This is a genomic window from Falsihalocynthiibacter sp. CO-5D18 (assembly GCF_041205445.1).
In the GTDB taxonomy this organism is placed as follows: domain Bacteria; phylum Pseudomonadota; class Alphaproteobacteria; order Rhodobacterales; family Rhodobacteraceae; genus Falsihalocynthiibacter; species Falsihalocynthiibacter arcticus.
In genome coordinates, this window is record NZ_JBGFCF010000001.1 from 469,702 (window position 1) to 496,257 (window position 26,556).

The 26,556-nt window shown below is 55.9% G+C and carries 22 protein-coding genes; 16 read left to right on the top strand and 6 right to left on the bottom strand.

Translation table 11 applies throughout. The features are described 5' to 3' along the window. Positions 1-72 precede the first annotated feature (72 nt). Both AB9F27_RS02220 and rarD read left to right on the top strand, forming a co-directional pair. A complete protein-coding gene (locus AB9F27_RS02220) occupies positions 73-675 on the top strand; it encodes a superoxide dismutase (protein WP_335584818.1) in 603 nt (200 codons plus the stop codon). Between the two features lie 167 nt (positions 676-842). Then, on the top strand, positions 843-1,781 hold the full coding sequence (rarD, locus tag AB9F27_RS02225; protein ID WP_335584819.1) for an EamA family transporter RarD: 939 nt from the start codon (positions 843-845) through the stop codon (positions 1,779-1,781). Here the strand turns inward: rarD and AB9F27_RS02230 are convergent. Beyond that, positions 1,703-2,284, bottom strand: a complete 582-nt coding sequence (locus AB9F27_RS02230) for a TIGR00730 family Rossman fold protein (protein WP_335584820.1) — start codon at positions 2,282-2,284, stop codon at positions 1,703-1,705. The genes rarD and AB9F27_RS02230 overlap by 79 nt on opposite strands. 36 nt (positions 2,285-2,320) lie before the next feature. Between AB9F27_RS02230 and AB9F27_RS02235 the strand changes: the two genes are divergently transcribed. Beyond that, positions 2,321-4,015, top strand: a complete 1,695-nt coding sequence (locus AB9F27_RS02235; RefSeq protein ID WP_335584821.1) for a LysM peptidoglycan-binding domain-containing protein — start codon at positions 2,321-2,323, stop codon at positions 4,013-4,015. 75 nt (positions 4,016-4,090) lie between these two features. Further along, complete coding sequence (locus AB9F27_RS02240) at positions 4,091-5,917, top strand: ABC transporter ATP-binding protein/permease (protein WP_335584822.1); 1,827 nt, start codon at positions 4,091-4,093, stop codon at positions 5,915-5,917. 115 nt (positions 5,918-6,032) lie between these two features. On the opposite strand, the gene AB9F27_RS02245 is transcribed toward AB9F27_RS02240, so the two are convergent. Continuing rightward, entirely contained in the window at positions 6,033-9,902 is a 3,870-nt protein-coding gene (locus tag AB9F27_RS02245) for an efflux RND transporter permease subunit (protein WP_335584823.1), read from the bottom strand. Further along, positions 9,902-11,176, bottom strand: a complete 1,275-nt coding sequence (locus tag AB9F27_RS02250; RefSeq protein WP_335584824.1) for an efflux RND transporter periplasmic adaptor subunit — start codon at positions 11,174-11,176, stop codon at positions 9,902-9,904. The genes AB9F27_RS02245 and AB9F27_RS02250 overlap by 1 nt, the downstream gene beginning before the upstream one ends. 351 nt (positions 11,177-11,527) lie before the next feature. Between AB9F27_RS02250 and AB9F27_RS02255 the strand changes: the two genes are divergently transcribed. From AB9F27_RS02255 to der, 3 genes are all read left to right on the top strand, one after another. Further along, positions 11,528-12,187: a hypothetical protein gene (locus AB9F27_RS02255; protein WP_335584825.1), complete on the top strand. Its 660-nt coding sequence runs from the start codon at positions 11,528-11,530 to the stop codon at positions 12,185-12,187. A 75-nt stretch (positions 12,188-12,262) separates the two neighbouring features. Beyond that, positions 12,263-13,684: a PQQ-binding-like beta-propeller repeat protein gene (locus AB9F27_RS02260; RefSeq protein WP_335584826.1), complete on the top strand. Its 1,422-nt coding sequence runs from the start codon at positions 12,263-12,265 to the stop codon at positions 13,682-13,684. 100 nt (positions 13,685-13,784) lie between these two features. Then, positions 13,785-15,251, top strand: a complete 1,467-nt coding sequence (gene der, locus AB9F27_RS02265) for a ribosome biogenesis GTPase Der (protein ID WP_335584827.1) — start codon at positions 13,785-13,787, stop codon at positions 15,249-15,251. A 115-nt stretch (positions 15,252-15,366) separates the two neighbouring features. Here der and serS read toward each other — a convergent pair whose 3' ends face one another. Beyond that, complete coding sequence (gene serS, locus AB9F27_RS02270) at positions 15,367-16,659, bottom strand: serine--tRNA ligase (protein ID WP_335584828.1); 1,293 nt, start codon at positions 16,657-16,659, stop codon at positions 15,367-15,369. A gap of 47 nt (positions 16,660-16,706) precedes the next feature. Further along, positions 16,707-17,045, bottom strand: a complete 339-nt coding sequence (locus AB9F27_RS02275) for a hypothetical protein (RefSeq protein WP_335584829.1) — start codon at positions 17,043-17,045, stop codon at positions 16,707-16,709. Between the two features lie 174 nt (positions 17,046-17,219). Between AB9F27_RS02275 and yajC the strand changes: the two genes are divergently transcribed. The 9 genes from yajC to AB9F27_RS02320 all read left to right on the top strand — a co-directional run bounded on the left by yajC (position 17,220) and on the right by AB9F27_RS02320 (position 23,464). Beyond that, the gene (gene yajC / locus AB9F27_RS02280; RefSeq protein WP_052274717.1) at positions 17,220-17,540 is read left to right on the top strand and encodes a preprotein translocase subunit YajC; all 321 of its coding nucleotides are present in this window, start codon (positions 17,220-17,222) and stop codon (positions 17,538-17,540) included. A gap of 49 nt (positions 17,541-17,589) precedes the next feature. Beyond that, positions 17,590-19,254 (top strand): protein translocase subunit SecD, encoded by a 1,665-nt coding sequence (secD, locus tag AB9F27_RS02285; RefSeq protein WP_335584830.1) that lies wholly within the window; start codon positions 17,590-17,592, stop codon positions 19,252-19,254. Positions 19,255-19,256: 2 nt separating this feature from the next. Beyond that, on the top strand, positions 19,257-20,216 hold the full coding sequence (gene secF, locus AB9F27_RS02290) for a protein translocase subunit SecF (protein WP_335584831.1): 960 nt from the start codon (positions 19,257-19,259) through the stop codon (positions 20,214-20,216). Between the two features lie 92 nt (positions 20,217-20,308). Further along, complete coding sequence (locus tag AB9F27_RS02295; RefSeq protein ID WP_039001270.1) at positions 20,309-20,662, top strand: Mth938-like domain-containing protein; 354 nt, start codon at positions 20,309-20,311, stop codon at positions 20,660-20,662. A 42-nt stretch (positions 20,663-20,704) separates the two neighbouring features. Next, positions 20,705-21,325 (top strand): heme ABC exporter ATP-binding protein CcmA, encoded by a 621-nt coding sequence (gene ccmA, locus AB9F27_RS02300; protein ID WP_369757502.1) that lies wholly within the window; start codon positions 20,705-20,707, stop codon positions 21,323-21,325. Further along, complete coding sequence (gene ccmB, locus AB9F27_RS02305) at positions 21,322-21,978, top strand: heme exporter protein CcmB (RefSeq protein ID WP_039001272.1); 657 nt, start codon at positions 21,322-21,324, stop codon at positions 21,976-21,978. The genes ccmA and ccmB overlap by 4 nt, the downstream gene beginning before the upstream one ends. 55 nt (positions 21,979-22,033) lie before the next feature. Then, positions 22,034-22,762: a heme ABC transporter permease gene (locus AB9F27_RS02310; RefSeq protein ID WP_335584833.1), complete on the top strand. Its 729-nt coding sequence runs from the start codon at positions 22,034-22,036 to the stop codon at positions 22,760-22,762. Beyond that, positions 22,759-22,935, top strand: a complete 177-nt coding sequence (ccmD, locus tag AB9F27_RS02315; protein ID WP_179946740.1) for a heme exporter protein CcmD — start codon at positions 22,759-22,761, stop codon at positions 22,933-22,935. Before AB9F27_RS02310 ends, ccmD begins: the two co-directional genes overlap by 4 nt. Further along, complete coding sequence (locus AB9F27_RS02320; RefSeq protein ID WP_335584834.1) at positions 22,928-23,464, top strand: DsbE family thiol:disulfide interchange protein; 537 nt, start codon at positions 22,928-22,930, stop codon at positions 23,462-23,464. Before ccmD ends, AB9F27_RS02320 begins: the two co-directional genes overlap by 8 nt. Before the next feature lie 320 nt (positions 23,465-23,784). Here the strand turns inward: AB9F27_RS02320 and acnA are convergent, their stop codons facing one another. Beyond that, positions 23,785-26,469: an aconitate hydratase AcnA gene (acnA, locus tag AB9F27_RS02325; RefSeq protein WP_335584835.1), complete on the bottom strand. Its 2,685-nt coding sequence runs from the start codon at positions 26,467-26,469 to the stop codon at positions 23,785-23,787. Positions 26,470-26,556 lie beyond the last annotated feature (87 nt).

Here is a 26,556-nt window from a genome sequence, read left to right on the forward strand (position 1 = left end):
TGACGGGGCCATTCATCAGGGGACAATATCCGCGAACATGCGCCAATTTGCGCTCAAAACATGAGGTTCACCATGGCTTTTACGCTTCCCGATCTTCCATATGCCCACGACGCCCTTGCCGACAACGGCATGTCCGCCGAGACGCTCCAATTCCACCACGACCTGCACCACAACGCTTATGTCACCAATGGCAACGCGGCGATTGCGGGCACCGAATGGGATGGCAAGAGCCTCGAAGACATCATCACCGGCACTTACAACGCCAAATCTGTTGCCCAAAACGGCATCTTCAACAACATCAGCCAGCTTTGGAATCACAACCAATTCTGGGAAATGATGTCCCCTGGCACGACCGCTATGCCCTCCGAGCTTGAAAAAGCTTTGGTTGAGAGCTTTGGCTCGGTCGACGAATTCAAAACTGAATTCGCAGCCGCTGGTGCTGGTCAATTCGGTTCTGGCTGGTGCTGGTTGGTAAAAGCTGCTGATGGGGGCCTCAAAGTCACCAAAACAGAAAACGGTGTAAACCCGCTTTGCTTTGGCCAAACCGCGCTTTTGGGTTGCGACGTGTGGGAGCATTCCTATTACATCGATTTCCGCAACAAACGCCCAGTTTACCTCTCGAACTTCCTTGAGAAGCTCGTGAACTGGGAAAATGTTGCATCCCGTCTGGGCTAAGCTTCGTCCTATAATTTTTGAAAACCCGCTAGGAGTAATTCTAGCGGGTTTTTTCGTTTTACCACAAGGGAATTTTCCTTTACGTTACGGCGCTGCTGTGAAACGCTGACGTCGATACGCGTGCGTTTTTGACACGGGTTACCCCAATAAATTTAAGGTGATCCCCCATGCCCGAGCATATTAAGGGAAGTCTTGCGATGCTCTTGGCCTGTGTTGTCTGGGGCTTTTCGTCGATTTATTATAAAGCGATAGATCACGTGGCACCCTTGGAAGTTTTGAGCCACCGAAGCCTATGGTCGCTTGCGTTCTTGCTTGGTATTCTGGCGGTGCAGGGGCGGTTGCCGACCTTGTGGCCGATCTTGCGGGATCGCCGCAAAATGCTGTGGATTACGGCGGCTTCCTTGCTGATTTCAATTAATTGGTTTTTGTTTATCTATGCGGTTCAATCGGGGCGCGCGGTTGAAAGTTCGCTGGGCTATTTTATCTTCCCTCTGTTTGCTGTTTTGCTGGGGGCCTTTGTGTTGGGAGAGCGTTTGGGGCCGCTCAAATGGGCGGCTGTGGCGCTGGCTGCGATGGCCGTCATGGGGCTGACCTACGCGCTTGAGGCACCGCCTTGGATCTCGCTGGTATTGTCCAGCACCTTCGCGGTTTATGGCCTGATCAAGAAGCAGCTAGATGCCGGCCCCGTGGTTTCAGTGACCTTAGAGGTGCTCATTCTCCTGCCTCTTGGCGTGATCTGGCTTTGGGGTGCGCATACGCAGGGTTGGCAGGCGATTGGCACGCAAACCCCCGGTGTGTTTGGCAAAAACTGGCAGGACAGCCTGTTGTTGATCTTTTCTGGCGTCTTGACGGCGGTGCCGCTGCTGCTTCTGTCCTATGCTAGCAAACGCGTGTCCTTGGCGACTTTGGGGTTGTTGACCTATGTGAATCCAACGCTTCAGTTTTTGGTGGCAGTTTTTCTGTTTGGCGAGATCATGACGCCCGCACATTTGATCGCTTTCCCCGTCATATGGATTGCTTTGGCACTTTATTCCGTCGTGAGCTTCTCTGAGGAAAGGTCGTCGCGTAAAGCGCTGCGCAATGCGGCGACGGTTTCGACAACGTGAACGAAATCGCGCAACGAGGCGTCGGCAAACCCTTGGTCGATAATGTGATCTATGAGGGTCATAAGTGGCGCCCAGTATCCGTCGACCGACAAGAGGTAAATGGGCTTACTGTGCAGACCCAACTGGCGCCACGTCAAGACCTCGAAAAACTCATCCATTGACCCCGCACCACCGGGCATCACCACCACGGCATCGGCGTTCATATACATCACCTTTTTGCGCTCGTGCATGTTTTCGGTGATGATAAAATTGGTGAGATCGCGCTTGCCGACTTCATGTTTCATCAAATGGGTCGGAATAACGCCAAAGGTTTGAGCGCCAGCGGATTGTGCGGCGTTGGCCACGGCCCCCATCAATCCGATATCCCCCGCGCCATAAACCAAGCGCCAGTTTTCCTCGGCGATCATCTTGCCCGTTTGTTTTGCCGCCTCTGTATATGCGGGATTTACCCCGTTTCGCGAGCCACAATAGACACAAATTGATGCAGAAAAAGTGGAAGTCATGGACAACGGCCTTTGGTTAGGGTTTCTTGAGCGTCAATGTGGGCGCTGCGCCTGCACAATCGCTTGTTCATGGGACGGGTGCAAGACCATTGGGGAATGGAATACATGGCTGTTCAGGGCAAATCAGGATTAACGGGCGCGACAGGCGTGGTTTTGGGCGGAGGCGCGGCATTGATTGTCGCGATGGTCGGCTATTTGGCCTATTACGCGCAAACGCAACACCCCGTAGAGACAGAGATCAAAGAGTCCGCCGTGGTTGCCCCCGCGCAGGTCGCGGCACCGGTTGAGAATGCAATCGAAACTGTCTCCGAAACGGATGTGGTTGCGCCTGAGCCGCAAGCTCAAACCAAGGCCCAAGTGCCAGAACAACAAGTATCAGAGCAGCCTGAACCTGCGCAGGCAGAGACCGACGTGGTGGAAATCGCGCCCGCTGATCCCGAGCCACTCGCCGACCAAGGCCTCGCGCCGCCGACGTTTGATGTGGTGCGAGTTGATGCCGACGGCAATGCGCTTGTAGCGGGGCGGGGCGTTGCGGGGCAAGAAATAGCCATTCTGGTCGACGGAGAAGAAGTCGCGCGCGCACAAGCAGATGGTGCGGGTAATTTCGTCAGCCTTTTCACCATCAACCTCACATCGGCGGCCAAAGTCGTGTCCCTCCTTCAAGGAAGCGGCGCTTCGTCTGTGGCGTCCGTTGATACGGTGATCCTTGCGCCGCCCGAGGCACCTGTGGTTGTTGCAGAGGCCACACAAACGCCAGCACCGTTGCCAGAAAAGGAACCGCAAAACGCACGAGTGGCCGTGGACCCTTCGCAGGAAACGACGAATTTGAGCACTACACTTGGCACGTCGCAAAGTACACAATGGGTCGTGCCTGCCGAGTCCGTTGAGGTTGCAAAAGTACAGATTGAGGAAGAGAAGGTTCCTTTGTCCTCAGCGCAGGCTGCGGCGACACCGGCAGTCCCTGAGGAGGATGTCGCAGAGGCGGCACTTGAAGGTGTCGCGCAAGTCGACACAGCACAAACCTCTGTTGTTCCTGATTCCGCGCCGACCGCAATCGAGGCTGCTGGAATAGAAGAGGTGGTTTCTCAAACAGTTGAGGCTCCGGAGTTGCCCACAGAGACAAACACGCCGACCGCTTCTCAAACGACAACCGAAGCCGTGGCGGAGCCTGTCGCCCAAGCTCCTGCGATCCTTTTGGCGACGGAGGAGGGCGTGAAAGTGCTGCAAACAAGCGGGGCCTCCGCCATCAAAAACATTGCGATTGACGCCATCACCTATGCGACCACGGGCGACGTTCAGGTCACAGGGCGCGGCAAGGCGGGCGAATTCGTGCGCCTTTATCTCGACAATAAGTCCGTCGGTGAGGGCGAGATTGCCTCTGATGGTGCGTGGTCATTTGACTTGGAACAGATCAGCGCGGGGCTGTACACTTTGCGCGCGGATCAGGTCGACACGGCGGGAAAAGTCAGTGCGCGCGTTGAGACACCGTTCCAGCGTGAGGCGCCAGAACTTCTGGCCCAAACCGCGCCCTCTGCCCCCGAAAGCGGAGTGGCCACCGTCAAGGCGGTCACTGTGCAACCGGGCAATACCCTTTGGGGGATCGCGAAGGCAAGCTACGGCGACGGGGTGCTTTATGTGCGGGTCTTTGAGGCAAACAAGGACGCCATTCGCAATCCTGACCTCATCTATCCCGGGCAGGTTTTTACGGTTCCAGCATCAAAAGAAAACTAGGTTTCTGACGGCTCCCCTCTGGCCATCCACCGCGCGTCTGTCTACTTTGCGAAGTTCAGCTAGCCGGAGGAAGCCATGCGTCGATTGACCCCCACAGATGCCGCCCTAAAAGGCGGCCCAAAGGGCGGAGCGTGGAATGTGATCCGCCGCGTCACCCCCTATGTTTGGCCCAAAGATAAGCTCTGGGTGAAACGTCGTGTGGTCGCGGCCATGACCATGCTTATTCTATCTAAGTTCGTCGCGGTTCTCGCGCCGGTTTTGTACAAAGAAGCGGTGGACAACCTCGCGGGCGAAGGGCAGTCCGCGGCGTGGATGTTGGGCATGGGCGCGGTCGGATTGACCGTCGCTTACGGCATGACACGGGTGATGACGGTCGGGATGAACCAATTGCGCGATGTCATCTTTGCCAAGGTTGGCCAAGGAGCGTTGCGCGCTCTCGCGCTTGAGACGTTCACCCATATTCACCAACTCTCGATGCGCTATCACATCGCGCGTAAAACCGGCGGCCTCTCACGAATTATCGAGCGCGGCGTAAAGGGCGTTGATTTCCTCCTGCGCTTCCTTTTGTTTTCGATCGGGCCCTTGATCCTAGAGTTGTTGATGGTCGCCATCATTCTATTTTTTGTGTTTGATGTCTGGTATTTAGCTGCCGTTGTAGTGACTATTACCCTGTATGTCTGGTTCACATTCGCGGTGACCGAATGGCGCGTGCGCGCCCGCCAAGAGATGAATAAACAAGATACCGAGGCCAATCAAAAAGCCATAGACAGCCTTCTCAACTTTGAGACGGTGAAGTATTTTGGCGCAGAGAAGCGCGAAGCTGCGCGCTATGACGAGTCCATGGCGCTCTATCAAGTTGCCGCGCTCAAAACCAACTATTCCCTCGCGTTTCTGAACTTTGGCCAGTCGCTTTTTATCACTGCCGGCCTTGTGGTTGTGATGGTGATGGCGGCCATGGGCGTGCAAAGTGGCGCGCTGACGGTTGGCGATTTTGTGATGGTGAATGCCTATATGATCCAAATCACCATGCCGCTCAATTTCCTTGGATCGGTCTATCGTGAAATCCGCCAAGCCTTGGTGGATATGGGCGATATGTTCGACCTTTTGGGACAACCGGCAGAGGTGGTCGACAAGCCAAATGCGCCCGACCTCAAGATCAACGGCGGCGAAGTTGTTTTGGACAGTGTGAAGTTTGGCTATGACGCCGAGCGGCCGATTTTGAAGGGCGTGAGCCTGACGATTGGAGCGGGGGAAACCGTGGCGATTGTTGGCCCCTCAGGGAGTGGAAAATCCACCATTGGGCGTCTGTTGTTTCGGTTTTATGATGTGAGCGACGGCGGGGTGCGCATTGATGGTCAAGACCTGCGCGATGTGACCCAAGAAAGCCTGCATGCCCAGATTGGCGTCGTGCCACAAGACACCGTATTGTTCAACGACAGCATCTATTACAACATTGCCTATGGGCGTGCGGATGCCAGTGAGGAAGAAATCTTTGAGGCCGCACGCGGTGCTAAAATCCACGACTTCATCACGTCGCTTCCCGATGGGTATAACACTCCCGTTGGTGAGCGCGGTTTGAAGCTTTCGGGCGGTGAAAAGCAGCGGGTCGGCATTGCGCGGACCCTGCTCAAAAATCCACCGATCCTGTTGCTTGACGAGGCCACCAGTGCACTAGACAGCGAAACAGAGCGCGACATTCAGGACAGCCTCGCGGCCATGGGGCGGGGGCGGACGGTGATTACGATTGCCCACCGTCTCTCGACTGTTGTGGATGCGGATCGGATTGTTGTGTTGGAGGCGGGCGAGGTTATCGAGCAAGGGTCGCACGATGAATTACTCGTGCGTAACGCGCGTTATGCCTCGATGTGGTATCGCCAGCAAACAGAAGAAGACGTGGCCTAAGAGCACCGTTTTTACGTGACCCGAACCCGTCTATTGTGGAATGCCTAAGGAGGAGACCGCAAGTCACGCAGACAAAAAAAGACCGGAGATAATCTCCGGTCTTTTGCATTTTACATTACTCAGCAGCTTTTAACGGGGGGCCATCTTTTTTGGCGATCCCGTTCTGGTGTTCGCCGTCATTGCTTGCCGCATCCACGTCCCGTTTGCGCAGGTATTCCTGAGTTGCTTCCGGCGCTTTGCCGGTTTTCTCAAGGACGCTTTCAAGTTCGCTGAGGTCGATATCCTCGGCGGGTTCTCCTTCAAAGCCGTCGCCTTGTGGCAAGGTCAGGCGGGTCCAGTCCAGCTCAGGAGCGTGGATTTTACGGGCGGCGGATTGGAGGGCCCAATCCTGTGCTGCCTTGCTGCTGCGCCCCATCGACAGCATCGCAAACAGGCGCGCGAGCCAGCTTACATAGGTCCAGAACCACACCCGAATGGCGAGCATGGACGGGGTGAACACAAGCGTTAGAACAGTTGCAATCCCAAGGCCAAAGACCACCGCCGTCGCCAGCTGATTCCACCAAAGGGCAGTGGGGCTGTTGACGGAATAGCCACCGTTGATGAAGTCGAGCGACAGGCCAAACATCATCGGCGCAAGGCCCGCCATCGTGGTGATTGTAGTCAGCAACACAGGGCGGATACGGTTCTGCGCCGTGCGGATAATCGCTTCAATGCGCGGCATGTAGCGCGCGTATTCCTGATAGGTGTCGATCAACACAATGTTGTTGTTCACCACGATTCCCGCCAAGGCCACGATCCCCGTTCCGGTCATAATAATCGAGAACGCTTGTCCCATCACCAGCATCCCGATGAGCACGCCCGTGGTTGAAAGTACCACTGCGATGAGCACCAAAATGGAGTTATAGAAGCTGTTGAATTGCGCCAGTAGGATCACAAACATCAAGGCCAAAGCGCCCGCAAAAGCTTTCATCAGGAAGGCGCCGGACTCCGCTTGCTCTTCTTGATCGCCCGTCCACTCCCATGCAACCTCCTCGGGCAAATTGCCGTCAGCGTCGAGCCATTCTGTAAGGACTTCGATGCGCTCGGTGGGGTTTACGGGGATTGACTTGTAATCACCCGCGTCAATCTGGGACTGATAGGTGGTCCCGTTTGAACGTGTCAATTCAAGTTGGTCCTCGCTTATCACGACGGTTTCCATGCTCTCTTGCGAGGTGTCCTGAGGGACCAGTTTAACGAGGTTTGAATCAACCGCCGCTTTCACATCAAAATACCGTTGCTGATCAATCCGGTCGATCTGTGCCAGCTTTGCCACGGGCTTGCGGGTGGTGAAATTCGACAGGGGGACAAGGCCTTCGGAGGTGCGAATACGCAGGCTATCCAAGGTCGAAAGAACGCGGTCCGCTTCGGGTAAACGCACCCGAATTTCGATTTCCTCGTCGCTGGTATCGACCCGCATGGTGTCGAGCAGAATACCGCGCGTGACCAGCTGAACCATGCCGCCAACGGTGGCCACATCCGCGCCATAACGGCCGGCTTTTTGGACGTCCACGTCGATCTGCCAATCAATCCCCGGAAGGGGGAGCGTGTCGTCAATATCGGCCAGACCCGCCGTGTCTTCAAACTTCGCGCGTGCGATTTCTGTTGCAACAAGAAGCGATTCCCAATTGTCGGATTTCAGGCGCAGATGCACCGGTTTTCCAGAGCCCGGACCGCGTGACAAGTTCAGGATTTCGGCTTTGATACCCGGAATTTGAGCGAGTTTGACTTCGAGGCGCTCCAGCACCTTATTGCCATCATATTCAGGGTCGACGGCGTTGCGCTCGATGCCCCAAAACCATGGCACTTTGACGGTGGGGCGGTCTTCCCACGGGATCAGCTCGATTTGCACCTGACCGATGGCGTCACGCGGTGCGCCCGCGCCACCGTCGTTTTGGGTCAGGCCGCCGTCACCTGCGAAGGCAAAGGTGCTTTGCACACCAGTTTCATTGATAATAACCTCTTCGGCCTCGCGCAGGGCGGCGTCTTTTTCCTCAAGCGACAGGTTCCCGCGTTGGCGCACGTAAATGATCGCCTGCTCGGGTTCGCTTTCAACAAAAAACTCGACGCCTTTGTTGTTTTCGCCAAAGTATTGGAAGGTTGTCATCACAACGAAAATCACCGCGGCAACCGACACCAAGGGCATGATCGGGTTGCCCACAATGAACTTGATGAACAGGCCAAAGGGCGAGCGACGAACACCTGCGCGCACTTTTTTCTCGCGTTTGGGCAGGGCCGCAGCTCCGAGGAACGCCGAGCTGGCAAAGGCCGAGATCATAAACAGCAAAGCTCCTGGAAGGATGGCCATTACGCCCTCGGTTGGGGCCGTGCCGCCAAACAGATATCCGGGGTTGAGCATTTGCATCATGCCCAAGAACAACCCGTAGAGCGCGAAAGGCACGAAGGCCGCGCGCACAAACCACGGGAGTTTGGTGATCAGCCACGCCGAGACGTGTTCAATGATCCGCGAGCCACGGCCAAAAACGCCGCCTAGGACGGGCAAGTAGATGAGCGCGACCACAAGCGAGGCCGAAAGCACAAAGATCAAAGTGACGGGCAACATGCCCATGAATTGGCCAGGAACGCCGGGCCAAAACAGCATCGGTAGGAACGCACAGAGCGTGGTCGCGGTGGAACTGACGATGGGCCAGAACATGCGTTTGGCGGCCTCGGTAAAGGCGTGCATCGGGCCGACGCCCTCTTTGATACGCCGGTCGGCGTATTCCACCACCACAATCGCGCCATCCACCAGCATCCCCACGGCGAGGATCAAACCAAACATCACGATGTTGGAAATGGTGATCCCCATCGCGCCCAAAAGCACGAAACACAATAGGAACGACGTGGGAATTGAGAAGCCCACCAGAAGGGCGGAGCGGGTGCCAAGCGACGCGAGGACCACAATCATCACCAGCGCAATCGCTGTAAGAACCGAGCCTTCAAGCTGGCTCACCATCGAGCCCACGGTGCGCGATTGGTCGTTGCTCGCGCCGACATGGACGGCGGCTTGCAACTGTTCGGGCCACTCAGCGCGGGCCTCTTCAACGGCGGCACGCACCTGCGCGGCGGTGTCGATAATGTTATAGCCTTTGCGTTTCACGACCTGTAACGCGACGGTTGTTTCGCCATTAAAGCGGGCGGTTCCTGTGCGATCTTCGAACGTCAGACGGATATCCGCGAGGTCGCCAAGGGTCACAACACGGTCACCGTTGGTTTTGACGGGCAGGTCAAAAATATCTTTGGCATCGTTGAAGCTTGAGGGGATTTTCACGGAAAACGCCCCATTAGGCGTTTCGATTTCGCCCGCTGCGATCAGTTGGTTGTTGTTAACCACAACGTTGATCAATTCGGGCGCGGTCACGTTATAGGCCTCAAGGCGCAACGGGTCGATTGTGACTTCGACCATCTCATCGCGATGCCCTGCGAGGGCCGCTTCCAGCACCGGCTCAAGGGCTTCGATTTTATCCTGAAGCTGCTTGCCAACACGCACCAAGGTGCGCTCTGGTAAATCGCCAGATAGATTTACAATGATGATCGGAAATTCGGAAAAGTTGATCTCGGTGATGGAGTATTTATCGGCCCCAGCGGGGAAATTCCCCTCAACGGTGTTCATCTTGTCGCGCACATCGGCGATGATTTTGGTCTTGTCCCAGCCGAATTCAAACTCCAGCGCCACGCCGCCATAGCCCTCAGAGGCGGTGGCGGTCATGGTCTTGAGGCCATCCAGATCAGACAGTTCGTTTTCCATCGGCTTAACCAACAGGGCTTCGCTGTCTTCGGCGGAAATTCCGGGGAAGGGGACAGAAACAAAAAGAGCCGGAATTTCAATATCCGGCTCGCCCTCCTTGGGCAGGTTCATGTAAGCCGCAGCCCCCGCGATCAGGGAAATCGCGATAAAGGCAACCACCATGCGGGCGCGTTCGGCGGCCCAATCGACTAAACCAGTCATCAGCTTGGCTCCCTATAGGTCACCGCGACGGTCACACCATCAATAACATATTCTTGGCCTGACGTAATCACGCTCACTTCTTGGGGAAGGTCCAAGACCCAAATCCCATCGACGCTATCGCGTAAAACGGACACTTCCAAAAATTTCACCACGTTTTGGTCTTCGACAACCCGAACCCCAAGGGCACCTTCGTCATTCAGGGTCAAGGACGAGGCGGGCAATAAATGCGCGTCCGACCCCGCGGAGGATACCACGATCTCCACCGTTTGGCCGTCGCGGATGGCGAGATCTGCGTTCGGCACGATCACCTCCACGCGGAAGGTGCGGGTCGCGCTATCGGCGGTGCGCGACAGGAACGACACGCGGCCAACGGCATCCACACCCGAGGCCAAACGTGCGCCCGACATGGCCCCAACTTTGATGCGTTCCACATCGGTTTCCGGAACAAACCCGACCAGCTTAATCGGATCAAGCAATACGACCGTTGTACACAGAGCGCCCGGTTGCATCAGGGTGCCAAGCTCGGCGGTGTCTGTTTCCAACATGCCCGAGAAGGGGGCCAAAATGCGCAGACGTTCGATATCCCGCTCAGCGGCAACCACACGGGCCACGGCCGATTTGATGCCAGATTCGGCGGCGGAAACGGAGGCTTTTGCGCCCTGAACACCCGCGAGCGCGCTTTCATACGCGGCGGCGCTGGAGGCCACCCGTGTATCGGAGGCAAATCCACCCTCAGAAAGACGTTTGGCCGCGGTGTCGTTAATTTTTGCTTCAGAAAGGCGTGCATTGGCCTCGGCGAGGCGCGCATTGGCTTCAGGGACGGCGGCATTAGCGCGCTCTAGGTTGCCCTCGGCATCCGCGAGGACAGAGGCGCGGGTGCCAATCTCGACTTCGCACAAAAGCTGGCCTTTTTCGATATAGCCACCCTTGCGCAGGGGTTCGGAGATAATCAATCCAGTGACTTCGGAGCGGATTTCAACTTTGCGGGCCGCTTCGGTTTGGCCACGCAGTAAGACCGCATTTTCAACAGGCTGGGCAACAGAGCGCAACGCGACGACAGAGACCATCGGGCTAGCGTTTTGCGTGTCTGTGACTTCGTCTACGGCTTCGATTTGGGCCACGGAGGTGGGTTGGTCGCCTGCCTCAACCGTTTCTTCTACAACGACGGGGGTGTCATCTTTAAAGGCAAATCCCAAGAGCCTGTCGCGCTCAAATACGAGCAAAAATAAAAATAAACTTACCAAAATGGCAGAAATCACGGGTAATGGACGCATGGAACCCTCTTAAAAACATACTATGGCTGCCCGTCGGACAGGTGTTAATCACGTTCACATAAGTGGTTTTGGTTAGATTACAACTGAAATCTAACGTCAATTTACCTGAACTGTTCGGTTTAGTTTATTTATGCGGCACAATGATTGCAAGTGATGAAGAAATGATTGCTGGGGGAAAATGTTGCATCGAACCGCCCAGATATTCCCAACCAAGCCCGTGCATTTATAAAGAGCGACGCGGCGGGTCTTGGCAAGGCGTTCCGCTTCGGGGTATGAGGGGGCATACCGGACGCATTCGGGAAGACGAAATGCCCCCGCACAGACGGGTGGGCAGACGGGCAGGAGAACGACGTGAGCGATACAGACAGTTTTATTGACGAGGTAAGTGAAGAGGTCCGTCAGGATCGACTCTTCGGATATATGCGTAAATACGGGTGGGTCGCAGGTGCGCTCGTTTTGCTTTTGGTTGGGGGAACCGCCGTTAATGAGGCGAGACGCGCCTCAGCCCAAGCGTCAGCCGAGAGCTTTGGCGACGAAGTGATTACCGCGATGCTCAACAATGAATCCGCAGCCCGAGTCACCGAACTTGCGGTCATCCAAGCGCCTTCCCCACAGGCTAACGTCATTCTCGCGTTTTTGCAAAGTGGTGAAGAATCTTTGGGCAGTGAAGGCTCAGATGCCGCCATTGCAGCCCTTGATGTCATCAAAGCGAGCCCCGAGTCTGCGCAGGTCTATCGGGACCTTGCAGGTTTCAAGGCGGCATTGCTTTTGGGTGCGGGCGTTCCTGCTGCGGATCGCAAAGCGGCTTTTGAGGCTCTCATCGTTCCAGGCAGCGCGTTCCGCCTGTTGGCCGAAGAGCAAGTGGCCCTTATTGAGGTCGAAATGGATGACAAGGACGCGGCGATCGCGCGTTTGAACGCCATTTCTCAAGATGCCGAACTGACGTCGAGTTTGCGTCAACGTGTGGAGCAATGGAAATTGGTTCTGGGCGTGAAAACGGCGACAGGCTAGAGAAAACGCGTCACCGCTTGAGAATGGCCTATTTGCGCCGTGAACTAGGGACGAGGAATTTGAGTGGAGCTTAACATGAACCCAGTGCTACCGAAATTTGCACTCGAGTCCGCCAAAACAACTTCTGTTTTCGCGCCCTCACGGTTCGGACTCAAAAAGGCCGCGCATCTTTTTGCGGGGCTTGCTGTGGTTGCTTTGTTGGCGGCCTGTGCCAAGGATGAAGTTATTCTTCCGGGCGAGCGGATTGGTTTGCGCGCGCCTTTTGGTGCCCAAGAGCCTTTGACGGCAATGGTTGTCGAAACCCGCGCCGAAGTCACGCTTCCGCCAGCGCCCAGCTTTTCCGCACGTCGCCCCGTGACCAACAGCGCGTGGACCCATTCCAACGGGTCCCCACAACACCACATTGACCACCCCGCCTTGGCCCAAACCATCCGCCCCCTTTGGAGTGTGGATATCGGCGAGGGTGACAGTCGCAAGTACCGGATTTCAACCACCCCCGTCGCCAAAGACGGCCGTATTTTCACCATGGACAGCCAATCACTGGTCATGGCGCATAACACTAGCGGCGCGCTCCTATGGAAGCGCAACCTCACGCCGATCACAGATTCGCCAGAGGATGTTTCCGGCGGCGGCCTGGCGATTTCGGGTGACATCTTGGTCGCCACGACGGGATTTGGCGAGATGGTGGCACTGGATGTGAAAACCGGTGGCGAAGTCTGGGCGCAACGGGTGGATGCAAATATCGCAAGCCCTCCGACAATCTATAACGGCTTGGTCTATGCCATTTCGCGCAACAATGTGGCTTGGGCGGTCAATCTGAGCGACGGGCGCGTTAAATGGCAATTGGCCAACGCGCCAAGCGATTCCGGCATCATTGGCGGCGCGGCCCCAGCGGCAACTAATGATGTCGCGATTTTCCCGTTCAGCACGGGCGAAATGATCGCCACCTTCCCGCAAGGCGGCGTCCGTCTGTGGAGCACGACGATTTCTGGCCGTCGCGTCGACTCGGCCTACGCGGGCATCACTGATATCACCAGCGAGCCTGTGATCCTTGGCAATACGGTCTATGCGGGGAATGCTTCTGGGCGCACGATTAAATTCAACCGCGCCAACGGCGATGTCGTTTGGACCGCGCAAGAGGGGGCTTATGGTCCCGTTTGGCCTGAGGGCAACTCGGTGTTTCTGGTCAACGATCAATCCGCCCTCGTGCGTTTGAGTGCGGCGACGGGCGAAACCTTGTGGAAAGTTGATCTGCCTTATTTTGTTGAGGAAAAGATCAAGAAACGCAAAACAATCTATGCCCATTACGGCCCTGTCCTTGCGGGCGGACGCCTTTGGGTGGGGTCGAGCGATGGCGTGCTACGCTCCTTTGATCCGCAAAACGGCCAGCTTTTATCGACGGTCCCGCTGCCTGAAGGGGCAACCACAGCGCCAATCGTCGTCAACAACACACTCTATATCGTCACCGGCGATGGGGCTTTGCGCGCCTATCGCTAGGTGCGGCACCCCGATATCTTAGGAATTCTTTACGCAGGGGCTTTCCGTTCCTGCGCAAATCATGTTACGGACGCGCCTGATCCGTGCATTGGAGCATAAAATGAGCTTTACCCTTGCCATCGTGGGCCGCCCGAATGTGGGCAAATCCACTTTGTTTAACCGTTTGGTCGGTAAACGTCTTGCGTTGGTGGATGACCAACCGGGCGTCACACGAGACCTGCGCGAAGGTGCCGCGCGGCTTGGCGACTTGAATTTCACCGTCATTGATACGGCGGGCCTTGAAGAAGCCACGGACGAGAGCCTTCAGGGACGCATGCGTGCGCTCACTGAACGTGCCGTCAGTATGGCTGACATCTGTCTGTTCGTGATTGATGCGCGGGTTGGCGTGACCTCAACCGACCGTGTTTTCGCCGAAATCCTGCGCAAAAAGAACGCGCATGTTATTGTTGCCGCGAATAAGGCCGAGGGAAACGCCGCCGAAGGGGGCGTGCTCGAGGCCTATTCTTTGGGCCTTGGCGAGCCTCTTCGGCTATCTGGTGAACACGGCGAAGGCATGTCGGATTTGTATTCGATGTTGCTGCCGATTTCCGAGGAACTTGCCGCCAAGACCTATTCGGCCGAGCCAGAAGTCGATGTTGACGTATCGGATGATGACGAAGAAGAAGGTCCCCGCGTTCCCACAAAAGAACAGCCGCTGCAAATCGCAATTTGTGGGCGTCCCAATGCGGGGAAATCCACCCTTGTGAACCAACTCTTGGGCGAGGAGCGGATGCTTGTTGGTCCAGAAGCGGGGATCACGCGCGATGCGATCTCGGTGCAGACCGTTTGGGAAGGCACGCCTGTGCGCGTGTTTGATACCGCAGGCATGCGCAAACGCGCTAAGGTGCAGGAAAAGCTTGAGAAACTCTCGGTTTCCGACGGTATTCGCGCCGTTAAATTTGCCGAAGTTGTGGTGGTTTTGCTGGATGTTGAAATCCCGTTTGAAACCCAAGACCTGAAGCTTGCTGACCTTGTGGAACGCGAGGGGCGCGCGGTTGTTATCGCGGTTAATAAATGGGATACGGAACCGGATAAACAGGCTAAACTCAAGCAGTTACGTGAAAGCCTTGAATTGCACCTACCGCAATTGCGCGGCGTGCCGATGGTGACAATTTCGGCCAAAACCGGCAAGGGCATGGACCGTCTGCACGAAGCGATCATGAAGGCCCATGATGTTTGGAACACACGGATTACGACAAGTCATTTGAACCGCTGGTTGATGGCGATGGTTGAGGCGCATCCGCCGCCCGCACCGTCGGGTCGTCGGATCAAATTACGCTATATGACACAGGTAAAAACACGCCCACCGGGGTTTGTGGTGATGTGTAGCTTGCCGGAAAAATTGCCCGAAAGTTATTCTCGGTATCTTGTCAATGGATTGCGGCTCGACTTTGAAATGCCCGGGACTCCGATTAGGTTGCATATGCGCAGTCAGGCGTCGCAGAATCCGTTTAAAGATAAGAAGAAGTCGACGCCGTCGCGTTTGCGCAAGCACCTTGGGAAACCGACCGCTAAGAAGACTTGGTAGGGCGTTTTTTAAAAAGTTTAAAACCTCTGAGAGGCACTTTTTAAAAAGTTTAAACATTCTGGAATAAAAAAAGGGGTCTCAACGGGCCCCTTTTTCGTGTCTTGTCGCAAGTGGCTTAGGCCAAAGCGCCCTCGGAGGTGATGCGGGTTTTGCCGCCAAGGTAGGAGTGCAAAACGGCGGGGAGGGTGACGGAGCCGTCGGCTTGTTGGCCGTTTTCTAGGACCGCGATCAGGCAGCGTCCGACGGCGAGGCCGGAGCCATTGAGCGTGTGGACGAATTCGGGTTTGCCGCCATCCGCTGGCTTGAAGCGGGCGTTCATGCGGCGGGCTTGGAAGTCGCCTGTGGTGGAGCAGGAACTGATCTCGCGGTAGGCGTTTTGACCGGGGAGCCACACCTCAATGTCATAGGTGCGTTTTGCGCCAAATCCGATGTCGCCTGTGCAGAGTTTGACGGTGCGATAGGGCAACGCGAGTTTTTCTAGGATGCCCTCGGCGCATTTTGTCATGCGCTCAAGTTCTGCGTCCGACTCGTCGGGATGCATGATCGAGACCATCTCGACTTTTTCGAACTGGTGCTGGCGCAACATGCCCGAAGTATCGCGGCCTGCGGAGCCTGCTTCGGAGCGGAAACACAACGTGTGGGCGACCATGCGGCGGGGCAGGTCTTCGGCGGCGAGGGTGCCTTCGGCGACGCTATAGGTGAGGGGGACTTCGGCGGTTGGGACGAGCCACCAGCCGTTGGTTGTCTGGTAGCTGTCCTCGCCGAATTTGGGCAATTTATCGGTGCCTGTCATGGCTTCGTCGCGGACCAAAACGGGCGGGTTGATTTCGGTCAGGCCGTTTTCATCGACATGGGTGTCGAGCATGAATTGGGCAAGGGCGCGGTGGACGCGGGCGACGGCACCTTTGAGCATCACGAAACGCGCGCCCGAGATTTTGCCAGCGGTTTCGAAATCGAGGGAGGCCGCGGTGCCGGACAACTCGAAGTGTTCCTTGGGCGTGAAATCATAGGTGGGGAGGGTGCCCCATGTATGCATTTCTTGGTTTTCGTTCTCGTCCGCGCCCTCGGGCACATCGTCGGCCACGATATTGGGGATGACCATCAACATGTCGCGCAGGCGGGCGTCCTCAATCTTGGATTCTTCTTCGAGGGTGGCAATTTCGGCCTTTTTCTCGGAGACCAGCGCGCGGAGGCGTTCAAATTCGGCGTCGTCGCCACGGGCCTTGGCCGCGCCGACTTCCTTGCTGGCCTTGTTGCGGGTCGCGAGGGCCTCTTCGGCGGCCATGATCTTCTCACGGCGGGCGGTATCAACGGCGAGGATTTCGGAGGACAAAGACGACAGGCCCCGACGTGCCATAGCGGCATCAAAAGCGGCGGGATTTTCGCGGATTTGGCGAATGTCGTGCATGGGATGTGTCCTTCATGTGGGGTGATCTTGGGGGCTTTTAGCGTGTTTTATTTGGGAGGGGAACCTTTGGTTTTGCGGGATTTCGCAAATCGTTCAAAGGGATTTGGGATCAGATCAAAGAGGCGCAACACTAGCCAAGATAGGACAGGACTGGCGGTGTAGACACAGAGTTCAACGTAGCCCAGTCTTCGAATGTCTGGGTCTAGGCTTTCCAGTTTGGGGCTCCAAATTGATTGCGAGTTCCGATAGAAATACCAGCATACTAAAAAAGTCATCACAACTTTTACAAAGATGCCCGGTTTATAGGTCGCGATCGACGAACCCACGCGTTTTAGGCGCAGCCAAAGGGCTTGAAGGATATTCGGGTTGTTCTCAGAATCACGCATTAAGACCTCAATTCAGTTGCAATAGTGTTAGCGCTGCACTGGCATTGGGACAACAGGCTGCATATGTCCTGTGGGGTCGGGTGTTTAGCTTGTGATTCTGTAAACGCGCCTTTAGGGTGCCCGCCAGCCAATACGGTGCAAATGCACCACTAAACCCAAGAAAAGGACGACCAAATGTTCGTGACCCCTGCATATGCCCAAGCCGCTGGTGGCTCTTCCAGTGCTATCTTGCAATTTGTGCCCCTCATCGCGATTTTCGCCATCATGTATTTCCTGATGATCCGCCCCCAGCAAAAGAAGCTCAAAGAGCACAAAGCGATGGTTGCGGCGCTGCACCGTGGCGACCAAGTGGTCACACAGGGCGGTTTGATCGGCAAGGTTTCCAAGGTTAAAGATAACAATGAAGTTGAAGTTGAATTGGCCGAGGGCGTAAAAGTGCGCGTGGTTCAATCGACGATCGCGCAGGTTTTGAACAAGACAGAACCAGCTAAATAATCAACAAAAACAATATCCTAATACGATTGTCTAAGAACAGGCGGAAAAGATGCTGAGTATCGCTTTATGGAAGCGGATTACCATTTGGGGACTCGTTGCCCTTGGTGTGGTCCTTGCGCTTCCCAATGTGTTTTACCCACGGGTAGAGCGCCACAACGACGCCGTTGCGGCGATTGAGGCTGGGTTTAATACACCCGAAAATCAGGCAGAAGCGGCGCTTTGGCCTGATTATCTGCCGTCAAATCTGGTCAATCTGGGGCTTGATCTTCGCGGCGGGGCGCATTTGCTGGCGCAAGTGAACCTCGCGGAAGTTTACGCGTCGCGGATGGAGGGCATGTGGCCCGATGTGCGGGATGCGTTGCGGGTTGAGAGCGATGTTGTTGGCGGTGTGCGTCAGGTAAAAGACGCGCCCGAGGGCGAATTACACGTTCAGATCAACACGCCCGCCGGATTGCAACGGGCGATTGAGATTGTGCGGACATTGGCGCAACCCGTTGTAAGCCTTACAAGTATCGGCCACACCGATCTGGAAGTGACGGGTGAAGGCGACGTTATTGTTGTGAAGCTGTCGGAGGCCGAACGTGTGGCAACCGATTTGCGGACCATGGCAACATCGCTTGAAATCGTGCGCAACCGTGTGGATGCGGCAGGCACGCGCGAGCCGACAATTCAGAGCATTGGCGAGGATCGTATCCTTATTCAGGTGCCCGGAATTGGTTCGGCGGAAGAGTTGAAAACACTGATCGGTTCGACCGCGAAGTTGGAATTCAAACCTGTGACTGGGCGCGCAACAAGCGCCGATGCACGGACGGATTCGCGCAACGAAGTCCTTAAGTCGGTTGACGAAGAGGGTGTCTATTACATTGTCGAGAAAACGGCTGTTGTGACGGGTGAAGACCTGACCAATGCGCAACCGAGTTTTGACCAAAATGGCCGTCCCGCCGTGAGCTTTACGTTCAACGGGTCTGGGTCGCGCAAATTTGGCGATTATACGCTGGAAAACATCGGGTCGCCGTTTGCGATTGTCCTCGATAACGAGGTGATCTCGGCGCCGACCATCCAAAGCCACATTCCAGGTGGATCGGGGATTATCACGGGGAACTTTGATATTGCCGAAACCACGCATCTGGCGATTTTGCTGCGGGCGGGGGCGTTGCCAGCCAAGATGACGTTCCTCGAAGAACGCACCGTTGGGCCAGAATTAGGCCAAGACAGTATTGATGCGGGGCGGATTGCTTGCATCATCGCCTTTGCGGGTGTGCTGATCTTTATGATGCTATCGTATGGAATGTTTGGCCTGTTTGCCAATATCGCGCTGATCATCAACGTCGGGCTTATTTTCGGTATTCTGAGCGTCTTTGGCGCGACGCTGACCCTTCCCGGGATTGCGGGGATCGTTTTGACGATTGGTATGGCGGTTGATGCCAACGTGTTGATTTTTGAGCGAATTCGCGAGGAACTCAAGGCGGCGCGCGGGCCTGTGCGGGCGATTGAACTTGGCTATGAAAAAGCGCTGAGTGCGATTATCGACGCGAACGTCACCACACTGATTACGGCGTTTATCCTGTTTGCCATGGGCTCTGGCCCCGTCAAAGGCTTCGCGATTACGCTGGGTATTGGCATTATCACATCGGTCTTTACGGCCATTTTCGTGACCCGTTTGATCATCGTGATATGGTTTGAACGTACACGTCCCAAAACGATCGAGGTATAAAGATGCGTTTGAAACTTGTTCCTTCGGAAAGCAATTGGGATTTCTTTTCGACCACCAAAATCACTTTGGGCGCCTCGGCGCTCGCGGTGGTGGTGTCGGTTATCTTGTTCTTCACCATGGGTCTGAACTTCGGAATCGACTTTAAGGGTGGCACAACCATCCGCACGGATTCCGATATTTCGGTGGACGTGGGCGCCTATCGGGACGCCCTTACGCCGCTCAATTTGGGCGACGTTTCGATCACGGAAATCTTTGATCCAACCAATGCCGATTTGAATGCGGCACAAATCCGCATCCAAGCGCAAGAGGGCGCGGAAAGCGTGTCCATCGACATGATCACATCGGTGAAAGAGGCGCTTCTTGCGACCGACAGCACCCTGACGTTTCCAGAGGTCAATTCGGTAGGCCCGAAGGTCTCGGGCGAGTTGGTGCAAACGGCGGTTCTTGCGATTGTGGCGGCGATGGCGGCGGTGTTGTTTTACATCTGGCTGCGGTTTGAATGGCAGTTTTCGGTTGGAGCCGTGGTGGCGCTTGTCCACGATGTGGTGCTGACGATCGGGGTGTTTAGCCTTGTGCAAATCCGGTTTGATTTGGCGATTATTGCGGCCCTTTTGACCATCGTAGGGTATTCTCTCAACGACACAGTGGTTGTGTTTGACCGCGTGCGCGAGAACTTGCGCCGCTATAAAACACGCCCCTTGCGGGACGTTTTGAACCAGTCAATCAACGAAACCTTGAGCCGTACCGTGATGACATCGGTAACCACATTAATCGCGCTTATTGCCCTGTTTATCTTGGGTGGCGACGTGATCCGCGGGTTTGTTTTCGCGATGATTTGGGGCGTTGTAGTCGGGACATATAGCTCGATTTTCGTGGCCTCCGCGATCCTGTTGCGCCTTGGTGTGACACGCGATTGGTCAAAAGAACAAGGTGATCCCGCCGCAGAACAAGCGGAAGCTTAAAACACAGTGCTGGCCCATAACGGGCTGGCATTTTTTTTGCCTTGGCGGTCTCCAGACTTGTCGGACTTACGAATTAGGGGTAAAAACACGTTATGAAATTTACCGAAGTAACATATGGTGATGTGGTTCCTGTGGACGGTTACGGCCCCGGGTTTTTCCGCATTTTGGGTGAGGTTCATACAGGGCCTATGGCCTTGATGCCGAGCGGTGTTGTTGAATGGCAAGGGTTTGATGACCTTGCGCCGCTGCTCAAGGCTGCCGATGATTTGGACGTATTGTTTGTGGGCGTTGGGGCCGAGATTGCCGCGCTTCCTGCGGGTGTGCGCGCCGCCCTTGAGGGGGCTGGCATTGGCGTGGAACTGATGGCGACGCCCACGGCCTGTCGGACGTATAATGTGCTTTTGAGCGAGGGGCGGCGCATTGGGCTTGCGGCCTTGCCTGTCTGAATTCCTTGCCTTTGTTGGGCGCAATAGTCTAGGCCTTTCCCTATGATATTGCAGGTTGAAAATCTTACAGTGCAGCGCGGCGGCGTCGCGGTCTTGGCGGGGGTTTCCTTTGCGCTGGACGCGGGTCAGGCCGTTTTCTTGCGCGGTCCTAATGGGATCGGGAAGACGACGCTTTTGCGCACGTTGGCGGGGTTGCAACCCGCCGTGACGGGGGCGATTTCGGGCGCGCATTGGCCAGAGGGGATCGCCTATGCCTCGCACGCAGATGGGGTGAAACCGACGTTGACTGTGGCCGAGAACCTGTGGTTTTGGGCGCGTGTTTTTGGCACGGTGGAGATTGACGCGGCCCTTGAGCAGATGAACCTGCTAGATTTGCGAGATCGCCCCGCGCATACGTTGTCAGCGGGACAAAAACGGCGGTTAGGGCTGGCGCGGATGCTGGTGACGGGGCGGCCGATCTGGGTGATGGATGAGCCGACAATCTCGCTGGATCGTGACAGCACGGCGCTTTTTGCACAGGCGGTGCAAAGCCATCTGGCGCAGGGCGGCGCGGCGGTGATTGCAACCCATATCGACCTTGGTTTTGACGCGCAAACCCTTGAACTTGCGCCGTTTAAGGCGGCCCGCATGAGCGACGCAGATTTTGATGAGGCTTTCCTGTGAGGGCGCTTTTCTGGCGGGATATTCGCCTTGCGGTGCGGTCTGGGGGCGGCTTTGGGCTTGGGCTTGCGTTCTTTTTGATCGTGGTAGTGTTGATTCCATTCGGGGTGGGACCGCAGACCAGTGTGCTGCGGGTGATCGCGCCGGGGGTTTTGTGGGTCGGGGCGCTTTTGGCATGCCTTCTGTCGCTTGATCGCCTTTTTGCGCTCGATTACGAGGATGGCTCGCTTGATCTTATGGCGACATCGCCCCTGCCGCTTGAAGGGGTTGTGGCGGTAAAAGCCATGGCGCATTGGGTGACGACGGGGGTGCCGCTGACGCTGGTTGCGCCTGTTTTGGCGGTGCTTTTGAATATGACGCCGGAGGCATTTGTGTGGTTGGTGGCGACGCTGGCGATTGGCACACCTGCGCTTTCGGTGATCGGCACGTTTGGCGCGGCGCTGACGGTGGGGTTGAAACGCGGTGGGTTGCTGTTGTCGATTCTGGTGTTGCCGATGTATGTGCCGACGTTGATTTTTGGGGCAGAAACTCTGCGCCGTGGAGCGAGTGGCATGGAGGTACAAACGCCTCTGCTTTTGCTCGCGGCCATCACGCTTGCGTCCTTGGCAATCCTGCCTTTTGCCTCGGCTGCGGCAATCCGTATCAACCTGCGTTAACACAAACCCGTGTAGGGTGATTGCGCAAATGTTTAACTCAATTTAGGGTCCGGCCATGTCACTTTGGGAATATGCAAATCCGCGAAAATTCATGGTAACCTCCGGCACTATCTTGCCGTGGGTGATTGCGCTTGCGGTCGTGACGTTGGTCGGCGGTCTTGTTTGGGGGTTCTTCTTTACGCCTGAAGATTATCGCCAAGGCGCGACGGTGAAAATCATGTTTTTGCACGTGCCAGCGGCGCTTATGGCGATCAATGCGTGGTTGATGATGTTGGTTACGAGTTTGATCTGGCTGGTGCGGCGGCACCATGTGAGTGCGCTGGCGGCCAAAGCGGCGGCACCGATCGGCATTGTCATGACGCTGATTGCGCTGATTACGGGCGCGATTTGGGGGCAACCGATGTGGGGGACCGCGTGGGAATGGGATCCGCGTTTGACGTCTTTCCTTATCTTGCTGCTGTTTTACCTTGGCTATGTGGCCCTTTGGGAAGCCATCGACAATCCTGATACCGCTGCCGATTTAACGGCCGTTTTGTGCCTTGTCGGATCTGTTTTCGCGCTTTTGTCGCGCTATGCGGTGCTGTTTTGGAACCAAGGCCTGCATCAAGGGGCGAGCTTGTCGTTGGACAAAGAAGAGAATGTCTCTGATGTTTTTGCCTATCCGCTGTACCTTTGTATGGCCGGTTTTATCCTCTTGTTTGTGGCGCTTGTTTTGATGCGTACACGGACCGAAATTCGTGTGCGGCGGTTGAATGCGTTGCTGGCAAGGGAGCGTTCGGTATGATGCCAGAACTTGGAAAATATGCGAGTGAAGTCATGGCGGCCTATGCCGCCACGGCGGTTTTATTGGCGGTGTTGATTGCCATGACCGTGGTGAAAAGCCGCCGCGTTGCGGATGCGCTGCGTGAAGTTGAAAATCGGCGTGAAGCGCTTAAAAACGGGAATGAAAATGGCTAGAATATCACCTTGGGCCGTTGTCCCCCCCCTCCTTTTTGCGGGGTTAGCGGCCGTTTTCTATGTTGGCATGTACCGCGAGGACCCGAGTGCTTTGCCAAGCGTTCTTATTGGCAAAGAGGTGCCCGTGTTAACGCTTTCCTCGTTTGAAGGCAGCGACGTGCTCTCCGTCGAGACCCTCGCGCTGCCAGGTGTAAAGCTGGTGAATTTCTGGGCCAGTTGGTGCGTGCCGTGCCGCGCGGAACATCCGCAGCTTGAGGAGATGGCGCAATCGGGCGTTACAATCCACGGCTTGAACTACAAAGACAAACCAGAGGCCGCCGCAAAATTCCTAGCGGAGCTTGGCGATCCCTTTGCGACAATTAGCGCGGATGATACGGGGCGCACGGGGCGTGATTGGGGGGTATACGGGGTTCCGGAAACCTTCGTGATCGATGGCGACGGCGAGGTGATTTTACGGTTTGCTGGCCCGATTACCCAGCGCGTGATGAAGGAAACGATCCTTCCCGCCATAGAAGAGGCCACCCCTTAAGGGGGGAGGCCCGAGAACGCTCGGCAACCCTAGTGAGGGGCGTGCGTCAGAAAAATTAATAATAGAAATCCGGCTGTTTCGAGCAATGGCCACGAAAATGGCAGTCCTAAGGGAATCAATTTTATCTTGGAAATTTTCATACCTAGACTGTCGCATCTATTTATTAACAAGGCTAGAACGCCAATGGCTCCATAGGCGGTCTCTTGGGAATTTCACTGTTTCCAACAAAGGGCACTTTCGCCTTTAAGATGTAAAAAGGCGCCCCGCAAAACCTGCGAGGCGCTTAAGTTGTCTAGATTCGGTCGTTAAGCCTTTGAAACTTAGGACTTAGCAAGGTTGCGCAGCACATAGTGCAACACGCCGCCGTGTTCGACGTACTCAACTTCAATCGCAGTGTCGATCCGGCACTTGAGCATGATCGCTTTGACGGAACCGTCCGCCATCGTGATCGTGCAGGGCACCTCTTGGAGGGGCTTAATGCTGTCCAAACCGCTGATTGAGACCGTTTCTTCGCCAGTGAGGCCAAGCGTTTTGCGCGTATCGCCACCTGTAAATTCGAACGGGATCACGCCGAAGCCAACGAGGTTGGAACGGTGAATACGTTCAAAACTTTCCGCAATCACAGCTTTGACGCCGAGGAGGGCCGTTCCTTTGGCCGCCCAGTCACGCGAAGAGCCAGCACCGTATTGTTCGCCGCCAAAGACAACGAGCGGTGTTCCGGCATCTTGGTAAGCCATGGACGCGTCGTAGATCGAGGTTTCTTTGCCGTCGGGACCGTTGGTATAGCCGCCTTCAACGTTGTGCAGCATCTCGTTTTTGATGCGGATGTTGGCGAAAGTGCCGCGCATCATGATCTCGTGGTTGCCGCGGCGCGAGCCGTAGGAGTTGAACTCCCGTGGGGCGACTTGGCGCTCGATCAGATACTTACCCGCAGGGCTTGTGGTCGCGAAACCACCCGCTGGAGAGATGTGGTCGGTGGTGATCATATCGCCCAAAACGGCCAGAACTTTGGCGTCGTGGATGTTGGTGATCACACCGGGTTCGGGGCTCATGCCTTGGAAATACGGCGGGTTTTGCACGTAGGTCGAGGTTGGGGGCCAGTCGTAGGTGACGCTATCTGTGGTCTTGACGCCCTGCCATTTTTCGTCGCCTTTGAAGACGTCGGCATATTTGCTTTGGAAGGCTTCGCGGGTCACGGTTTTTTCAACCAAATCCGCGATTTCCTGGGTCGATGGCCAGATGTCTTTTAGGTAGACATCGTCGCCGTTTTGGTCTTGGCCAAGCACGTCTGCTGCAAGGTTAATGTCCAAGGTTCCGGCGATGGCATAGGCCACAACGAGGGGCGGCGAGGCCAGATAGTTGGCGCGCACGTCGGGGGAAATACGGCCCTCAAAGTTGCGGTTACCAGACAGAACGGAGGTTGCCACGAGGTCGCCTTCGGCGATGGCGGCAGAGATTTCCGCTTGGATCGGTCCGGAGTTACCGATGCAGGTTGTGCAGCCGTAACCGACGAGGTTGAAACCTAGCGCGTCGAAGTCTTCTTGCAGGTCAGCCGCCTCTAAGTAGGCAGAAACAACTTGCGAACCGGGCGCGAGGGACGTTTTGACCCAAGGCTGGCGGTTAAGACCCAAAGCGCGTGCTTTGCGTGCAACGAGGCCTGCACCGATCATCACGTAGGGGTTGGAAGTGTTGGTACAGGAGGTGATCGAGGCGATCACAACCTTGCCCGATTCCATGGTGTAATCTTCGCCTGTGACAACCACTTCTTTGCCCATTGGACGTTTGAAGGTCTCTTCCATTTCGCGACGGAATTCGGTTTTGCCATCTGTCAGTGCCACGAAGTCTTGTGGGCGTTTTGGACCGGAAATCGCAGGAACGATTGTGCCCATATCGAGGGACAATGTGTCTGTGTAGATCGGGGAATAATCCGCGTCGCGCCAGAAGCCGTTCTCTTTGGCATAGGCTTCTACGAGGGCAATCCGGTCTTCGTCGCGGCCAGAAACACGCAGGTAACGGAGCGTTTCGTCATCGATTGGGAAGAAGCCACATGTTGCGCCGTATTCTGGCGCCATGTTGGCGATTGTCGCGCGGTCAGCGAGGGGCAGGTGATCAAGACCCGCGCCATAGAATTCGACGAATTTGCTAACAACGCCTTTGGCACGCAGCAGTTCGACAACTTTGAGCACAAGGTCGGTGCCGGTTGTACCTTCGACCATCGCGCCTGTCAGCTCAAAGCCAACAACTTCTGGGATGAGCATCGAAATTGGCTGGCCGAGCATCGCCGCTTCGGCTTCAATGCCACCAACGCCCCAACCAAGAACAGCCAGACCGTTGACCATAGTTGTGTGGGAATCTGTGCCGACGAGCGTGTCGGGGTAAGCAACTTCGTCGCCATTTTGGTCGGTGTCCGTCCAAACAGTTTGCGAGAGATACTCAAGGTTCACTTGGTGACAGATGCCTGTCCCTGGAGGAACAACGCGGAAGTTGTTAAAGGCGGATTGGCCCCATTTCAGGAAGGTATAGCGCTCCATGTTGCGTTCATATTCGCGGTCGACGTTCATTTGGAACGCACGTGGGTTGCCAAATTCGTCGATCATCACGGAGTGGTCAATCACCAGATCAACGGGGTTGAGCGGGTTGATTTTCTCAGGGTCACCACCGAGGGCGACAATCCCGTCGCGCATCGCGGCAAGGTCAACCACGGCAGGAACGCCGGTGAAATCTTGCATCAAAACGCGGGCAGGGCGGTAGGCGATTTCGCGGGGGTTCTTGCCACCGTTGGCACCCCATTCGGCGAAAGCTTTGATGTCGTCAACCGAGACGGTTTTGCCATCTTCAAAGCGCAGCATGTTCTCAAGAACAACTTTCAGCGCGGCTGGCAATTTGGAGAAATCGCCAAGGCCTGCGGCTTGGGCGGCTGGGATGGAATAGTAGGAAATGCTCTTGTCGCCCACAGTGAGTGTTTTGCGGGTCTTTGAGGAATCGTGTCCGACGGTGATGGGCATGTTGGCCTCCCTTTATAGTGAAAATAGGGTATCGCTGGAGGGGTTTTGGACCAGTTTGACTCGATAATCAAGAGGGGAGCACGTCTA

Bases quoted from the DNA above. Each gene is read 5' to 3' on its own strand.
- AB9F27_RS02260 (WP_335584826.1), top strand. From the start codon at position 12,263: ATGAACCCAGTGCTACCGAAATTTGCACTCGAGTCCGCCAAAACAACT.
- AB9F27_RS02320 (WP_335584834.1), top strand. From the start codon at position 22,928: ATGGCTAGAATATCACCTTGGGCCGTTGTCCCCCCCCTCCTTTTTGCG.
- AB9F27_RS02220 (WP_335584818.1), top strand. From the start codon at position 73: ATGGCTTTTACGCTTCCCGATCTTCCATATGCCCACGACGCCCTTGCC.
- secD (WP_335584830.1), top strand. From the start codon at position 17,590: ATGCTGAGTATCGCTTTATGGAAGCGGATTACCATTTGGGGACTCGTT.
- ccmA (WP_369757502.1), top strand. From the start codon at position 20,705: ATGATATTGCAGGTTGAAAATCTTACAGTGCAGCGCGGCGGCGTCGCG.
- der (WP_335584827.1), top strand. From the start codon at position 13,785: ATGAGCTTTACCCTTGCCATCGTGGGCCGCCCGAATGTGGGCAAATCC.
- AB9F27_RS02230 (WP_335584820.1), bottom strand. From the start codon at position 2,284: ATGACTTCCACTTTTTCTGCATCAATTTGTGTCTATTGTGGCTCGCGA.
- AB9F27_RS02245 (WP_335584823.1), bottom strand. From the start codon at position 9,902: ATGACTGGTTTAGTCGATTGGGCCGCCGAACGCGCCCGCATGGTGGTT.
- AB9F27_RS02250 (WP_335584824.1), bottom strand. From the start codon at position 11,176: ATGCGTCCATTACCCGTGATTTCTGCCATTTTGGTAAGTTTATTTTTA.
- acnA (WP_335584835.1), bottom strand. From the start codon at position 26,469: ATGCCCATCACCGTCGGACACGATTCCTCAAAGACCCGCAAAACACTC.
- yajC (WP_052274717.1), top strand. From the start codon at position 17,220: ATGTTCGTGACCCCTGCATATGCCCAAGCCGCTGGTGGCTCTTCCAGT.
- ccmD (WP_179946740.1), top strand. From the start codon at position 22,759: ATGATGCCAGAACTTGGAAAATATGCGAGTGAAGTCATGGCGGCCTAT.
- secF (WP_335584831.1), top strand. From the start codon at position 19,257: ATGCGTTTGAAACTTGTTCCTTCGGAAAGCAATTGGGATTTCTTTTCG.
- AB9F27_RS02235 (WP_335584821.1), top strand. From the start codon at position 2,321: ATGTGGGCGCTGCGCCTGCACAATCGCTTGTTCATGGGACGGGTGCAA.
- AB9F27_RS02240 (WP_335584822.1), top strand. From the start codon at position 4,091: ATGCGTCGATTGACCCCCACAGATGCCGCCCTAAAAGGCGGCCCAAAG.
- rarD (WP_335584819.1), top strand. From the start codon at position 843: ATGCCCGAGCATATTAAGGGAAGTCTTGCGATGCTCTTGGCCTGTGTT.
- AB9F27_RS02275 (WP_335584829.1), bottom strand. From the start codon at position 17,045: ATGCGTGATTCTGAGAACAACCCGAATATCCTTCAAGCCCTTTGGCTG.
- serS (WP_335584828.1), bottom strand. From the start codon at position 16,659: ATGCACGACATTCGCCAAATCCGCGAAAATCCCGCCGCTTTTGATGCC.
- AB9F27_RS02310 (WP_335584833.1), top strand. From the start codon at position 22,034: ATGTCACTTTGGGAATATGCAAATCCGCGAAAATTCATGGTAACCTCC.
- AB9F27_RS02295 (WP_039001270.1), top strand. From the start codon at position 20,309: ATGAAATTTACCGAAGTAACATATGGTGATGTGGTTCCTGTGGACGGT.